At 70.9% G+C, this 13,814-nt stretch carries 14 protein-coding genes; 3 read left to right on the forward strand and 11 right to left on the reverse strand.

The features are described from left to right. The first annotated feature begins 243 nt into the window (after nucleotides 1-243). The gene (locus ACWICD_RS10630) at nucleotides 244-732 is read left to right on the forward strand and encodes a YajQ family cyclic di-GMP-binding protein (RefSeq protein ID WP_376125032.1); all 489 of its coding nucleotides are present in this window, start codon (nucleotides 244-246) and stop codon (nucleotides 730-732) included. 239 nt (nucleotides 733-971) lie between these two features. Here the strand turns inward: ACWICD_RS10630 and ACWICD_RS10635 are convergent, their stop codons facing one another. Genes ACWICD_RS10635 through ACWICD_RS10655 form a run of 5 tightly spaced genes read right to left on the reverse strand, consistent with a single transcriptional unit; the run spans nucleotide 972 to nucleotide 5,784 of the window. After that, nucleotides 972-1,979, reverse strand: coding sequence for an alpha/beta hydrolase (locus ACWICD_RS10635; RefSeq protein WP_454140121.1), 1,008 nt, complete (start codon nucleotides 1,977-1,979; stop codon nucleotides 972-974). A 23-nt stretch (nucleotides 1,980-2,002) separates the two neighbouring features. After that, entirely contained in the window at nucleotides 2,003-3,376 is a 1,374-nt protein-coding gene (locus ACWICD_RS10640) for an FAD-dependent oxidoreductase (RefSeq protein WP_454140122.1), read from the reverse strand. Between the two features lie 40 nt (nucleotides 3,377-3,416). After that, the gene (locus tag ACWICD_RS10645; protein ID WP_454140123.1) at nucleotides 3,417-4,472 is read right to left on the reverse strand and encodes a polyprenyl synthetase family protein; all 1,056 of its coding nucleotides are present in this window, start codon (nucleotides 4,470-4,472) and stop codon (nucleotides 3,417-3,419) included. A gap of 41 nt (nucleotides 4,473-4,513) precedes the next feature. Further along, nucleotides 4,514-5,173: a class I SAM-dependent methyltransferase gene (locus tag ACWICD_RS10650; RefSeq protein ID WP_376125611.1), complete on the reverse strand. Its 660-nt coding sequence runs from the start codon at nucleotides 5,171-5,173 to the stop codon at nucleotides 4,514-4,516. A gap of 56 nt (nucleotides 5,174-5,229) precedes the next feature. Then, complete coding sequence (locus ACWICD_RS10655; protein WP_454140124.1) at nucleotides 5,230-5,784, reverse strand: DUF402 domain-containing protein; 555 nt, start codon at nucleotides 5,782-5,784, stop codon at nucleotides 5,230-5,232. Between the two features lie 22 nt (nucleotides 5,785-5,806). Here ACWICD_RS10655 and ACWICD_RS10660 point away from each other — a divergent pair, with 22 nt between their 5' ends. Next, nucleotides 5,807-7,090, forward strand: coding sequence for an isochorismate synthase (locus tag ACWICD_RS10660; RefSeq protein WP_454140125.1), 1,284 nt, complete (start codon nucleotides 5,807-5,809; stop codon nucleotides 7,088-7,090). Nucleotides 7,091-7,281: 191 nt separating this feature from the next. Here ACWICD_RS10660 and ACWICD_RS10665 read toward each other — a convergent pair whose 3' ends face one another. From ACWICD_RS10665 to ACWICD_RS10675, 3 genes are read right to left on the reverse strand one after another with little or no spacing between them, the layout of a single operon-like run. After that, nucleotides 7,282-8,172, reverse strand: a complete 891-nt coding sequence (locus tag ACWICD_RS10665; RefSeq protein WP_376125018.1) for a polyphosphate kinase 2 family protein — start codon at nucleotides 8,170-8,172, stop codon at nucleotides 7,282-7,284. A 33-nt stretch (nucleotides 8,173-8,205) separates the two neighbouring features. Continuing rightward, nucleotides 8,206-9,939 carry a 2-succinyl-5-enolpyruvyl-6-hydroxy-3-cyclohexene-1-carboxylic-acid synthase gene (gene menD / locus ACWICD_RS10670; RefSeq protein ID WP_454140126.1) on the reverse strand — a complete coding sequence of 578 codons (1,734 nt, stop codon included), beginning with the start codon at nucleotides 9,937-9,939 and terminating at the stop codon, nucleotides 8,206-8,208. Nucleotides 9,940-9,965: 26 nt separating this feature from the next. Continuing rightward, nucleotides 9,966-10,397, reverse strand: a complete 432-nt coding sequence (locus ACWICD_RS10675; protein WP_376125012.1) for a PLD nuclease N-terminal domain-containing protein — start codon at nucleotides 10,395-10,397, stop codon at nucleotides 9,966-9,968. Nucleotides 10,398-10,460: 63 nt separating this feature from the next. Here ACWICD_RS10675 and ACWICD_RS10680 point away from each other — a divergent pair, with 63 nt between their 5' ends. Further along, nucleotides 10,461-10,736, forward strand: a complete 276-nt coding sequence (locus ACWICD_RS10680; RefSeq protein ID WP_454136474.1) for a DUF4229 domain-containing protein — start codon at nucleotides 10,461-10,463, stop codon at nucleotides 10,734-10,736. 3 nt (nucleotides 10,737-10,739) lie between these two features. On the opposite strand, the gene ACWICD_RS10685 is transcribed toward ACWICD_RS10680, so the two are convergent. From ACWICD_RS10685 to ACWICD_RS10695, 3 genes are read right to left on the reverse strand one after another with little or no spacing between them, the layout of a single operon-like run. Next, a complete protein-coding gene (locus tag ACWICD_RS10685; protein WP_376125005.1) occupies nucleotides 10,740-11,720 on the reverse strand; it encodes a 1,4-dihydroxy-2-naphthoate polyprenyltransferase in 981 nt (326 codons plus the stop codon). Nucleotides 11,721-11,735: 15 nt separating this feature from the next. Beyond that, nucleotides 11,736-12,890, reverse strand: a complete 1,155-nt coding sequence (locus ACWICD_RS10690) for an AMP-binding protein (RefSeq protein WP_454140127.1) — start codon at nucleotides 12,888-12,890, stop codon at nucleotides 11,736-11,738. Continuing rightward, complete coding sequence (locus ACWICD_RS10695) at nucleotides 12,890-13,789, reverse strand: 1,4-dihydroxy-2-naphthoyl-CoA synthase (RefSeq protein WP_454140128.1); 900 nt, start codon at nucleotides 13,787-13,789, stop codon at nucleotides 12,890-12,892. Before ACWICD_RS10695 ends, ACWICD_RS10690 begins: the two co-directional genes overlap by 1 nt. Nucleotides 13,790-13,814: the final 25 nt, after the last annotated feature.

A 13,814-nucleotide genomic window follows, 5' to 3' on the forward strand; every position in this document is an offset into this window, starting at 1 on the left:
TCTCACGTGCTGTAGGGGTGTACCGGACGAGCCGACGCAGAGCGCGAACGGAGACCGGTCTCCCGCTCACAAGGAATGTAAGCGCTTACATTGTCATCTCGATCCCCCCAACGTGCAACCTCGCCCGGCGATCTCGATACACGTTCGTGACCTCATGCGCGGGCTCGACGGGCGGCATCCACCCCATCGCTGTAAGCGTTTGCACACGCGCTGCGAGGAGGAAGCCGCGGCTAGACTCGCGGCATGGCAGATTCCTCGTTCGACATCGTTTCGAAAATCGACCAGCAAGAGGCCGACAACGCCCTCAACCAGGCGCGCAAAGAGGTCGAGCAGCGTTACGACTTCAAGGGCACCGACGCCTCGATCGCGTGGAGCGGCGAGTCGATCCTCATCAAGGCGAACAGCGAAGAGCGCGCGAAGGCCGTGCTCGATGTCTTCCAGTCCAAGCTCATCAAGCGCGGCATCTCGCTGAAGAGCCTCGAGACCGGTGAGCCGACGGCGAGCGGCAAGGAGTACCGCATCGTCTCGACGCTCAAAGAGGGCATCTCGTCGGAGAACGCCAAGAAGATCTCGAAGATCATCCGCGATGAGGGACCGAAGTCGGTGAAGTCTCAGATCCAGGGCGACGAGCTGCGGGTGCAGTCCAAGAGCCGCGACGACCTGCAGGAGGTTCAGCGCCTCTTGAAGGCCGCCGACCTCGACGTCGACCTGCAGTACGTCAACTACCGGTAGCACCGGCCGCACAGACCGTCACGCCTCGTCCTGCTGCTGAGGCCCGGGGCGGCCCCCCGGCGCGCGCACAGGGGGAATGACGCGCCGGGGAACCGGTGACCCAGGTGCCGATGGTTCGAACGGATCGGTTCGAACGGATCCGACGCCCCAGAAGTCGGGTCGATCGCCACTGTATCGGCGTCCGGCTGCTTCCGGCGAGCGTCGAACGTCGCGTCTGCGTCCGACAGATGGCGGTCGGGTCAGCGGCGGGCGAGCATCGCCGTCGCCCACCGGTCGAGGCGGGCGTAGGCCTCGTCGCGCGCGTCACGGCGTGAGAGGAACACGTCGTGCAGGGCGCCGTCGATCCGCTCGACGGTCACCGACGGGCCGAGCTTGAGCGAAGCGCGCGCGATGTCGTCGACGATGAGAACCGTGTCGGCGCTCGTGAGGTCCTCGCTCCACTTCGTGGGGATCGCCGTGCGCGCCGACAGCAGGACGCAGACGGGCACCGGTATCGCCAGGCCCGCCGAGACCTTCGTGTGCCCCGCGATGACGGCGTGCATCCAACCGACGTGAACCGGCATCGTGTGCTCGGGACGCCACAGGGCCTCGATCGTCAGCGGGTCTTCGGCATCAGCGACCTCACGCTGTGCACGGGCGTAGAAACCGGCATCCATCTGCGGCCACAGATCGAACGGGCGCAGCTTGGAGTGCAGACCCAGCACGGGCGCGATCGCGGCACGCGTCACGGCGCTCAGCTGGAACTCGAGCCACGGACTGTTCAAGATGACGGCGGCCGCCGCGCCCGGGTTCCTGCTCGCCCACAGGCTCAGGGTGAGCCCGCCCGTCGAGTGACCGAAGAGCACGAGACGCCGCTGGCCCGACCCATCGGCACCGCGGCCCATCGCCTCGAGGGCGGCGGCGACGTCGGCGTCGTAGTCGGAGAGATCGGAGATGTACCCGGGCGTCTGCCCCTCGCGGATGCTGCGTCCGTACTTGCGCAGATCGAGCGCGTAGAAGTTCGCACCGCGATCGGCCCAATAACGGGCGAGCCGCGCCTGGAAGAAGTAGTCCGACCAGCCGTGCACGTAGAGCACGTCGACGTCGGCGAACGGGCGGTGATCGCCGAACAGCCCGCCCAGCGCCGGAGCCTTCGCCCGCAGCCGCACGAGGGTCGCGACGACCGGACCCTCCTCATCGTCGTCGAGCGGCAGCGTCAGCTGCTCGAACGGCTCCCCCAGCACATCGGGGACCCACTCGTGCGACATCCGCTCAGCCTACCGACGCACCCTCACTCGCCGCGCGATACGCGGAGCATCTCATCGCGCGCCACGACCTTGATGCGTGCGCGATCCCGGGGCGCTCCGAGCGCGATCTCGTGCTCGTCGAGGCGGTGCCAGCCGTCGAGGTCGGTCCACCGCACGCCGCGTTCGGCGAGGAGCGCCGGAATCGCCGCATCGGACGGGTCGGCCGGGTCCCACCACGAGCCCTGGTCGTTGATGAGGTGGCGCACGGTCTCCATCGCGTCGGACTTGGTGTGCCCGATGAGCCCGACGGGACCGCGCTTGATCCAGCCCGTGGCGTACACGCCCGGCACGCGCTCGTTGGAGTCCTTGTGCAGCACCTGGCCTTCGTGGTTCGGGATGACGCCGTGGCGCTTGTCGAACGGCACGCCGGGAAGCGGCGACCCGAAGTATCCGACGGCACGGTACAGCGCCTGGATCGGCAGCTCGCGCAGTTCGCCCGTGCCCTCGACGCCTCCCTCGCCGTCGGGACGCGTGCGCTCGTACACGAGCGCGGCGACCTTCCCGCCGGCATCCTTGCGAACCTCCACCGGTCGGGCGTAGAAGTGCAGGTGAAGTCGCCGGGATGCCTCGCCGCCGGTGTTGTTGACCGCGGGCCGCTGCCGCCAGGACTGCAGCACGCGGTCGATCACCATGACCTGCTTGTTGCTCGCGATGGCGGCCTTCGACGCGTCGTCGTAGTCGAAATCCTCGTCGTAGACGACGATGTCGACGTCGCGCAGCTCGCCGAGCTCGCGCAGTTCGAGGGGCGTGAACTTCACCTGCGCGGGCCCGCGACGCCCGAACACGTGCACATCCGTGACCGGCGAGGCCGCGAGGCCCTCGTAGACGTTGTCGGGGATCTCGGTCGACAGCAGGTCCTCGGGGTGCTTCGCGAGGATCCGCGAGACATCGAGCGCGACGTTGCCGTTTCCGAGCACGGCGACGGATGCCGCCTCCAGCGGCCATTCCCGCGGCACATCGGGGTGTCCGTCGAACCAGCTCACGAACTCCGCCGCACCGTACGAGCCGTCCGCGTCGATGCCGGGGATGCCGAGGTCGGTGTCGCGGATCGCTCCCGTGGCGAAGATGACGGCGTGGTAGTGCTGCTTCAAGTCGTCGAGCGTGATGTCCTGGCCGAAGCGCACATTGCCGAAGAGACGGATGTCGCCACGATCGAGCACATCGCGCAGAGCCGTGACGATGCCCTTGATGCGCGGGTGGTCGGGGGCCACGCCGTAGCGCACGAGGCCGTACGGCGCGGGCAGCTGCTCGAACAGGTCGATCGAGACGTCGAACTTGCGCTCGGCCTTCAAGAGGATGTCCGCGGCATAGATGCCCGCGGGCCCTGCACCGACGATGGCGAGACGGAGCTTGGTCATAGGAGTCCTTCCGGTACGTCGGTCAGAAAACGCCGCAGCGTCAGCTCGAACGGTCGGCGACGGCGCGCGCGAAGCGTGTGAGCGCTTCGCGGACGGGGCCGTCCGGCACGGGAGCGAGGGCGTCGATCGCGTCGCGCGACCACGTGTTGGCCAGGTCGAGGGTCGCCTGCGTCGCCTCGTGCTCGCGCAGTCGGGCGAGCGGCTCGTCGAGGATCATCGGATCGGCGCCCGCGGCGATGCGCTCGACGCCGTCGTCGATCGCGCCCTGGAGCGCACGCGATGCGGCGTCGTCGCGCTGCGTGAGCAGCAGGTACGGCATGGTGGGCACCCCCGCGCGCAGATCGGTGCCGGGCACCTTTCCGGTCTCTTCGGGGTCGTCGGACAGGTCGATGACGTCGTCGAGCAGCTGGAAGGCGACGCCGCTCTTCTCGCCGAAGACGACGAGCGCATCCTTCAGCTCGACCGGTCCGTTCGAGAACACGACGCCCGCTTGCGCTGCCGCCGCGATGAGCGAGCCGGTCTTGTCCGAGAGCACCTGCAGGTAGAACGCGACGGGGTCGTCGTCTTCACGCGGCCCGATCGTCTCGTGCATCTGCCCGAGCACGAGGCGCTCGAACGTGTCCGCCTGCAGCTGGATCGCCTCGTCGCCGTGGCGCGCCATGATCTGGCTGGCCCGGGAGAACAGCAGGTCGCCCGCGAGGATCGCGACGCTGTTGCCCCACACCGCGTGGGCGCTGGGCACTCCGCGGCGCTTGTCTGCAGCATCCATGACGTCATCGTGATAGAGCGAGCCGAGGTGCGTCAGCTCGAGGGCTGTGGCCGCCTGGATGACTTCATCGGTCGCGCCGTCACCGAGCTGGGCGGTGAGCAGCGTGAGCATGGGGCGCAGGCGCTTGCCGCCCGCCTCATAGAGGTATCGACTCGCCGCGTCGACGAGCGGATCGGCCATCCGAAGCTCGGACGCGAGAACCTCGTCGACCTTCTGGAGCCCCCTCTCGACTTCGGCGAGCAGGCGGCGCGAGCGCGGGCCGGCGAAGATGCGGTCGGTGAGGCCCAGCTTGCCCGCGAGGCGCGAGCCCGATGCTGAGGGATTCACGGGGTCAAGCCTACCCGTCGGATGGGGTGGGCTCGCGGCCCTCAGCGGGGCTTGACGGCGCGGTGCAGCGCCACGATGCCCATCGACAGATTGCGGTGCGCGACATCGGTCCAGCCGGCTTCGCGGATCCACGCCGCCAGGCGCGCCTGATCGGGCCAGTCCCTGATCGATTCGTTGAGGTAGTCGTACGCGTCGGCGTTCGAGCTCATCGCGCGCGCGACGACGGGCAGCACGCGGTCGTTGTAGAAGCGATACAGCCCCGCGAAGGCGCGCGAGGGCGGGTGCGAGAACTCGCAGACGACGAGGCGTCCACCGGGCTTGGCGACCCGCAGCAGCTCCTGCAGAGCCTTCTTCGGCTCGTTGACGTTGCGCAGTCCGAACGACATCGTGACGGTGTCGAACTCGTCGTCGTCGAAGGGCAGATCCGTCGCGTCGGCTTCGCGGAAGGTGAGATTCCGGATGCCGCCGTGCCGGCGCCGCCCCTCGGCGATCATGCCCGGCGAGAAGTCGGCCGCGACGACATCGGCGCCGCTGCGCGCGAACGCGACGCTGGATGCACCCGTGCCAGCGGCGAGGTCGAGGATGCGCTGACCCGGTCGCGGGGCGACGGCCCGTGTCGTCGCGACGCGCCAGAGCCGGTCGTTGCCGAGGCTCAGCACGTCGTTCGTGAGGTCGTAGCGCTGTGCGACCTGGTCGAACATCCCGCTCACTCGGGCGGGGTCCTTGTGCAGATCCGCGCGGTTGGGCTCGTTGTCGCTCACCCGTCGAGTCTATGCGGCGCGATCGCGGCGAGCCGCGTGAGCCATGCGTCGGCGGTCGCCTCGTCGAACGGCGCGATCCGCCTTGAGACGCGGCGCTCCAAGTCGACCGCGAGCTCCTCGAGCCGCGCGACGATGTCGAGCGGGTAGCCGTACGCGACGCGGTGCTCGTCCCACTCGTCGCGGTCGTCGATCCACACGCCGCGCTCGTCGATCGCGCGCACGACGTCGAGGTCCATATCGATGCCCTCAGGCTCGGCGGCATCCCACCGTGCATCCCACGCGAGGTCGATGTACACGCGGTAGCTCGCGGGCGGCGCCGTATTGACCGTGAGCGCGTAGTCGCCGCTCGGCGGCAGCAGCGTGACATTCGGGGCGGTCGTGACGATCTCGCGTCCGGGGCGGGTGCTGCGCGAGCCGACCGGCTGTCCGAACCACTCGCCCCACGTGTCGGCGCCGAGATAGAGGCACTCGTGCACCCAGTGCGGGTCGCCGTTCCACTTGCGCCAGCGGAACAGCACACGCGTGCCGGGTGCGGGACGCGGAGTGGCCATGCAGCGAGTCTAGAGTTGAGGCGTGACACCTGCGCCTCGCCCGCCGAAGCTGGTGGTCGAGACCCGTGAGATCGACCCGATCGACGACCTCGTGCCCTTCGCCGACCCGCGCGAGCCCCTCGCGTGGCTGCGCCGGGGCGACGGGATCATCGGCCTCGGACAGGTCACGGGCTACGAGCACGGGCCGCAGACTCCCCCCGACACCCCCTCCCCTGCGACGGCGTGGCGGCTGATCGCGGCCGAAGCCGAGATCGACGACGCGGTGGGCGTGCCCGGCACGGGCCTCGTCGCCTTCGGGACCCTCGTCTTCGACGCCCGTTCGCAGGCGACGAGCCTTCTGACCGTGCCGGAAGTCGTGGTCGGCCGTCGCGACGGTCGGGCATGGGTGACACGCATCCGCACTGTGGGGTCCGATGTGCCCGAGCGCGCGCCCGAACCGATCCCCTTCGGTCCGCACTGGTCGGCCACTCTCGGCCCCGGCGCGCTCGACCGCGCCGGATACCAGGCCGCCGTGCGCGCGGGTCTCGACGCCATCTCGACGGGCGAGGTCGCGAAGGTCGTGCTCGCCCGCGACCTCGTGGGCACGGTTCCCGCCGGTGCGGATCTGCGCCGCCTCGTGCGCGCTCTCGCGACCGATTACCCCGACACCTGGACGTATGCCGTCGACGGCATGATCGGCGCGAGCCCCGAGACCCTGGTGACGGTGTCGGGCGGCACCGTCACGGCGCGCGTGCTCGCTGGCACGACGCCGCGGGGCGCCGATGCGACCGAGGATGCCACGGCCCGAGGCGCGCTGGCGGCGAGCGCGAAAGACCTCGACGAGCACCGCTACGCCGTGCGGAGCGTCCTCGAGACGCTCGCGCCGCACACCTCGGCGCTGCGCTCCGACCCCGATCCGTTCACTCTCGAGCTGCCCAACCTGTGGCACCTCGCGACCGACGTCGCGGGCGAGATCGCCGATCACGCGTCGGCGCTCGATCTCGTCGCGGCGCTGCACCCGACGGCGGCCGTGGCGGGGACCCCGACCGATGCCGCCCTCGATGCCATCCACCGGATCGAGCCGTTCGACCGCGGCCGCTACGCCGGCCCCGTCGGCTGGGTCGACGCGAACGGCGACGGCGAGTGGGCGATCGCACTGCGCTGCGCGCAGATCGGCTCGGCGCCCGATCGCCGGTTCGCGGCGTACAGCGACACGATCCCGATCATCGCCTACGCGGGCGCGGGCATCGTCGCCGGCAGCGACCCCGAGGCCGAGCTGCTCGAGACCCGGGTGAAGTTCCGCCCGATCGTGGACGCGCTGGCCTGACCCCCGCCCCGCCCCGCGCCCCCGGCCTCCCCCCGCCCTCCCCCGGTCTCCCCCGGCCTCCCCCCGGCCGACTTGCGGCTCGTGCACGCAACACGCCGGGCGTTTCGCGCACAAGGCGCAAGTCGACAGGGCAGGGGTTCCCGAGGGGCCGCGCGGGGGCGCGGGGGCGCGGGGGCGCGCGGGCGGGGAGGTCAGCTCGCGGCGAGCCGGGCTTGCTCGGCTTCGACGTCGAAGGTCGCGGCCGGCCACTGCGGATCGATCTCCTCGAGCGTCTCGAGGAGCAGCGCCTGCACTGCAAGCCGCGCGTACCACTTGCGATCGGCGGGGACGACGAACCACGGCGCCTCGGCGGTCGAGGTGCGCTCGATCGCGACCTGGTACGCGTCCATGTACGCCGGCCACAGCTCGCGTTCGTCGATGTCGCCGGGGTTGAATTTCCAGTGCTTGTCGGGCCGCTCGAGCCGCTCGGCGAGCCGTGCCTTCTGCTCGTCGGGCGACAGGTGCAGCATGACCTTGACGACGCGCGTGCCCGCAGCCGTCAGTCGCTTCTCGAAGTCGACGATCGCGCCGTAGCGCCGCTCGATCTCGTCGGCCGGCGCGAGTTCGCGCACCCGCCCGACGAGCACGTCCTCGTAGTGTGAACGATCGAACACGCCGATCATGCCCGGTTGGGGCGCACGCTTCTCGATCCGCCACAGGAAGTCGTGCGCGAGCTCTTCCGGCGTCGGCTTCTTGAATGCCGCGAGCTGCACGCCCTGCGGGTCGACCGAGCCGACGACGTGCCGGATGATTCCGCCCTTGCCGGCCGTGTCCATGGCCTGCAGCACGAGCAGCACGCTCGCGGGGCGCACGCGCCCGGAGGGCGTGGGGGCGGTGGCATTCGACCGGCTCTGCGCATACAGCCGCTCCTGGTACTCGTCGAGCTGGTCGGCGCCCGCGGCGAGATCGCGTTCGCCGGCGGATTTTCCCCCCGGATGCCCGGGGGTCGAGGCCGTATCCATGTCGGTAAGCCGGAATCCGGCACCGGCCCGCAGGATTTCGCGGGCATCCGAGGTCCAGTACTGCTGGCTCTTCGCGGTCATGCAGCCATTGTGGCGCGCCCCGCCGGGAATCGCTCAGCGAGCCAGCGGAACCTCGATGAGCTGGCGGCCGCCTGCCGGTGCCGTGAGCGCCTGATCCAGGGCCGAGCGGGTCGTGATCCGCTGGTACTCCCAGCCGTACGCGAGCGCGAGGTGCTCGAGGCGCGTCGTGTGCGGCGTGTAGAGCACGCGATTCATGGCGCCGGGCGACGCGACGGCCGCGACCTCGAGCCGATCGAAGATCGTGCCGCCGCCGTCGTTTCCGACGATGACCTGGATGCGCGGCTCGTCTTCCTCGGGCGGCAGCAGCAGCGCGCCGACGTCGTGCAGCAGCGCCAGGTCGCCCAGCAGCACGCGCGTGACGCCCGTCGCTCCCGTGTCCTGGCTCGCCAGTGCGATCCCCGTCGCGGTCGCGACGGTGCCGTCGATTCCGGCGAGCCCGCGATTGGCGTGCACGGGAACGCGCTTGCCGCCCAGCACCGCATCGGCGACGCGCACGAGCCGCGACGATCCGAACACGAGCCGGTCGTGCGGCCACGTCGCGCGCCAGACGGCGTCGACGAGGGCCTCGCGGTCGACCGGCGTGCGGATGACCTCGAGCTCCGCGGCGATCGCCCCGAGCCGGGATGCGGGCTCGGCCGACGCGAGACCCTCGGCGTCGGGTGCGGGCGGGGTCAGATCGACGGATGCCGCCCGCGATGCCCGCATCCATCTTCCGAGCCATTCGCGGTCGGTCTCTCCGGGCGCGAGGGTGATGCCGTCGACGGCGACGGTGGCGCCGTTGAGGTCGAGCGCTTCACCCGGGCCGCGCACGGCGAGCACCTCGACATCGTCGCGGGACAGCAGCGCGCCGACCTCGCGCGACAGGGTCGGGTGCCCGAAGACGATGGCGCGCTGCACGCGTCCGCCGAGGTCAGGGTCGGCGAGCAGAGCGCGGTACCCGTGCACGAGGTGCCGCCCGAACCTCGCGCCGCTGACGATCTCGGCGACGAGAGGCCATCCCCCCTCGTGCGCGAGCTGCTCGGCGGCGTGCCCCGCGTCGGCGCCCGCCACGACGATCGTGCGGCGTCCGTGCTCGATGACGCGCGGCTCACCGGCGGGCACGGCGACCGGGCTCGCCGCCGCAGCGGCGCGCGGCTCGCCGGCGGCGACGACCGAATCGACCCACGCGGGCAGCGTGCCGGAGAGGGGTTCGCGGTACGGCAGGTTCAGGTGCACCGGTCCCGCGGACTGCTCGCCCGCACCGCGCGCCGCGGCGACGGCTTCGGCCGCGAGGGCGCTCAGCATGCGGGTCTGCGGTGCGTCTCCGACCGGATCGAGCGCGTCGGGCGTCGGCAGGTCGGCTTCCAGGCGCACGTGGTGCGCGAACATGCCGGGCTGGCGCGTGGTCTGGTTGGCGCCGATGCCGCGCAGCTCAGGGGGCCGGTCGGCCGTGAGCAGCAGCAGTGGCACACCGGCGTGGTCGGCCTCGAGGACGGCCGGCAGCAGGTTGGCGACCGCGGTTCCCGACGTGCAGACGACAGCCGCGGGGATCCCGGTCTCGCGCCCGATCCCGAGCGCGGTGAAGCCCGCCACCCGCTCGTCGATCCGCACGTGCAGCCGGAGGACGCCGCGCTGTTCGAGATCGGCCGCGACGAGGGCGAGCGCCTGCGAGCGCGAGCCGGGGCTCAGTACGACATGGCGCACGCCCTGGTCGATCAGTCCGCACAGCAGCGCCGCCGCGGCATCCGTCGCACAAGACGTCGCACAAGGCGTCGAACCAGACGCCACCGGCGTCTCGTCGGCCGACGCCACGGTCAGCCGACGGCCCCGCGCTGACCGAGCGAGTCGTCGTCTCCGTCGGAAGCGGGCGGCTCGGTCGTCGGGTCGGCGGTGCCGCCGATCGTCGGCGGCTGCTGCCACCGCGGGTCGTCGTCCTCGGAGTCGAGCAGAGCGAGCTCTTCCTCGAGGCGGCGGATGCGCTCGTCCTGATCGCTGACCGCGCCGAGGCGGCCGAGGAACTCGGGATCGTCATCGGGTGCCTGGTAGACCCGGACCGCCGAGCGGCGCACGCGGCCGACGGCGAGCCACAGGATGCCGCCGAGCACGGGGATCAGCACGACGATCGCGATCCAGGCGGGCTTGCTCACTCCGCGGTGGCGGGTCGGCGGCTGCACAGCACAATCCACGATGGTGAAGATCCAGAAGGCCGCCACCACCGGGATGAGAATGAACAGGGCCCGGACCACGTCTCCATCCTAGGCGTGCTCTCTGGAGGAGGGCTGGATACGGCCTCGCCTACGATGGAAGGCGTGAAAGCACGGTCGATCGTCCTCTACACGGTGCTCAGGCTGCTCGCCTTCCTCGTGCCCTTCGGCCTGCTCATGCTCATTCCGCTGTTCCGCGAGTACTACTGGCTCGCGGCCATCTTCGCCGCGCTCATCGGGCTCAGCCTGTCGGTGCTGTTCCTGCGCCGGCCGCTCGCCGACGTCACTTCCGATCTCGCGCAGCGGCGCGCCGAACGGCAGACCGGCACGACCGACGAAGAGATCGAAGACGCCGCGATCGACGACGATCCCGAGCGCTGAGCCTCAGCCGAGGAACGCCCACATCAGGAAGGCGCCGTAGCCGACCGACGTGAGCGACGTCAGCGCGAGGGCGACGACGAGTTCGCGCGGATCGCGATAGGTCCACACGATCAGGATCGCGGGCAGCGCCGCGAGCAGTGCGAGCAGCGAGAGCCACGCGATCGGGTAGAACAGCGCGAGGAACGCCGCGATGAGGAACGGCGCGATCACGAAGACGGTGAACAGCACCCGCGTCGCCGTCCGCCCGATGAGCACCGTGAGCGTGCGCTTGCCGGCCGCCCGGTCCTGGTCGATGTCGCGCAGATTGTTCGCCAGCAGCACGGCACACGCGAGCAGGCCCGCCGCGACGGCGCCGAACCAGGCCTCTTGGGGCAGCGCCAGGGCCTGCACCCAGGTCGTGCCGAGCGTCGCGACGAGGCCGAAGAAGACGAAGACGAAGACCTCGCCCAGCGCCGCGTAGCCGTACGGCCGTTTGCCCCCCGTGTAGAACCACGCCGCGACGATGCACGCCACGCCCACGGCGAGGAGCCACCACTGCTGCGTGCGGATCGTCACGGCCAGGCCCGCGATCGCGGCGATCGCGAAGAAGACGAGTGCGACCGTGAGCACGGTGCGCGGCTTCGCCTTGCGGGCAGCGGTCAGTCGGGCGGGACCCACGCGGTGGTCGTCGGTCCCGCGGATGCCGTCGCTGTAGTCGTTGGCGTAGTTGACGCCGATCTGCAGCGACACCGCGACGATGAGGCAGCACAGGGCGATGACCCAGTGGAATTCGTCGACGACGAGCATCGCCGCCCCCGTGCCGATGAGGATCGGGGTGATCGCGAGCGGCAGGGTGCGCAGGCGTGCGGCACCGATCCAATCGCGAAGCGTCGCCGGCTCGACCTTGCGGGGGTCGCCCTGCTCACGCGACTTCTGCGGGTTGCCGCGCACGTTCTGCTTCTTGGATGCCGGACGCTTGCGCTTCTTGCTCGAGGTGCCTGCCACGACTGGCCATCCTAGTCAGCCGAGCGCGGCGACGGCGCGGCGGATCGCCTCTCGATCGGGCTTGCCCGACGGCAGCGCCGCGATCTCGTCGACGAGCACGAGCCGCGCCGGTCGCGCGTGCGCGCCGATCTCGGCGCCGACCGCGGCACGCGCTTCGTCGAGCTGTGTCGACTCGCTGCGCCGCAAGGCCTCACCGCGCGCGGTGACGATGACGGATGCCTCACCCCAGCGCTCGTCGGGAACCCCGACGACGACGGCTGAAGCGAGGCCGGGCACGGTCCGCACGATCCGCTCGACCCGATCGAGCGAGATGTTCAGACCCCCCGAGACGATGACGTTGTCGATGCGGCCGCGCACGCGCAGCACGCCGTCGTCGAGGACGCCCGCGTCGCCTGTCCGGTACCACCGGGTGCCGGCGTCGTCCCGCACGAAGACGGCGTCGGTCAGCTCGGAGTCGCCCAGGTACCCGTCGGCGAGGGTCGGTCCGGCCACCTGCACTTCGCCGCGCTCGATCCGCAGCGCCACACCGCGCAGGCGCCGGCCGTCGTAGACGCATCCGCCGCTCGTCTCGGTCGAGCCGTACGTGCGAGTGATGCGCGCGCCCGCCGTCTCGGCGCGTTCGAGCGTGACGGGCGGGAGCGCCTGCCCGCCCACGAGGATCCGCTCGAACGAGCGCAGCGCCGCGAGCACATCGGCGTCGTGCTCGGCGGCGTCGAGCAGCGTCGTCAGCTGCGCCGGCACGAGCGAGGTGAAGGTCGGCACCCGCCGGCCGCCCTCGCTCGAGGCCATCGTGAGGGCGGCCGCGGCGAACGCGCGCGGCGAGAACGTGCCCGAGAGGATCGCCGGTTCGCGGTCGGCGACGATCGACCGCACGAGCACCTGCAGCCCCGCGACGTAGCCGGCCGGCAGCGCCAGCAGCCACGCCCCGTCTCCGATCCGGTCGGCGGTCGCGAGCGCGCTCGCCGTGAGGGCGTCGCGGCTCAGCGCGACGCTCTTGGGCACGCCCGTGGATCCTGAGGTCGTCACGACGACGGCGGTGCCCGCCCGCACATCGATGGGCATCGCCCCCACGTGCCCGATCCCGAGCGCGGGTCCTGCCCCGTGCAGCGCGACACGCAGCGCCCGCATCAGATCGCGCGGGTCGTCACCGGTGACGGGTTCGAGTCGCATCAGTAGTGATACGGGTACGGCGACCAGTCGGGTTCGCGCTTCTCGAGGAACGCGTCGCGGCCTTCGGCTCCCTCGTCGGTGCCGTACGCGAAGCGCGTCGTCTCACCGGCGAACAGCTGCTGCCCGACGAGCCCGTCGTCGGGCAGGTTGAAGGCGTACTTGAGCATGCGGATCGCCGTGGGCGACTTCGACAGGATCGTGCGCGCCATCGCGATCGCCTCGCGCTCGAGCTCGGCGTGCGGCACGACGCGGTTGACGGCGCCCATCTCGTAGGCGCGCGCGGCGGAGTACTCCTCGGCGAGGAAGAACACCTCACGGGCGATCTTCTGCCCGACCTGCCGGGCCATGTAGGCCGAGCCGTATCCGGCGTCGAACGAGCCCACGTCGGCGTCGGTCTGCTTGAAGCGGCCGTGCTCGGCCGATGCGATCGACAGGTCGCACACGATGTGCAGGGAGTGCCCGCCGCCGGCCGCCCACCCCGGGATGACCGCCATGACGACCTTCGGCATGAAGCGGATGAGCCGCTGCACCTCGAGGATGTGCAGCCGCCCCGCGCGACCGGGGTCGGCGACGGCGGCCTCGTCGTCGGAGTACTTGTATCCGTCCTTGCCGCGGATGCGCTGATCACCGCCCGAGCAGAACGCCCACCCGCCGTCTTTCGGGCTCGGCCCGTTGCCGGTCAGCAGAACGGCGCCGATGCGCGGATCCTGCCGTGCCGTGTCCAGCGCCCGGTACAGCTCGTCGACCGTGTGCGGCCGGAACGCGTTGCGAACCTCGGGACGATCGAAGGCGATCCGCGCGATGCGCCCGTCTTTCGACACATGCGCCGTGACATCGGTGTAAGCGTCGGCGCCGGGTGCCGGCATCCATTCACGCTCGTCGAACAGCTCAGAGACCATGGGTTTCACCTTACGGCGACGGATG

The organism is Microbacterium sp. NPDC055357 (assembly GCF_053644835.1).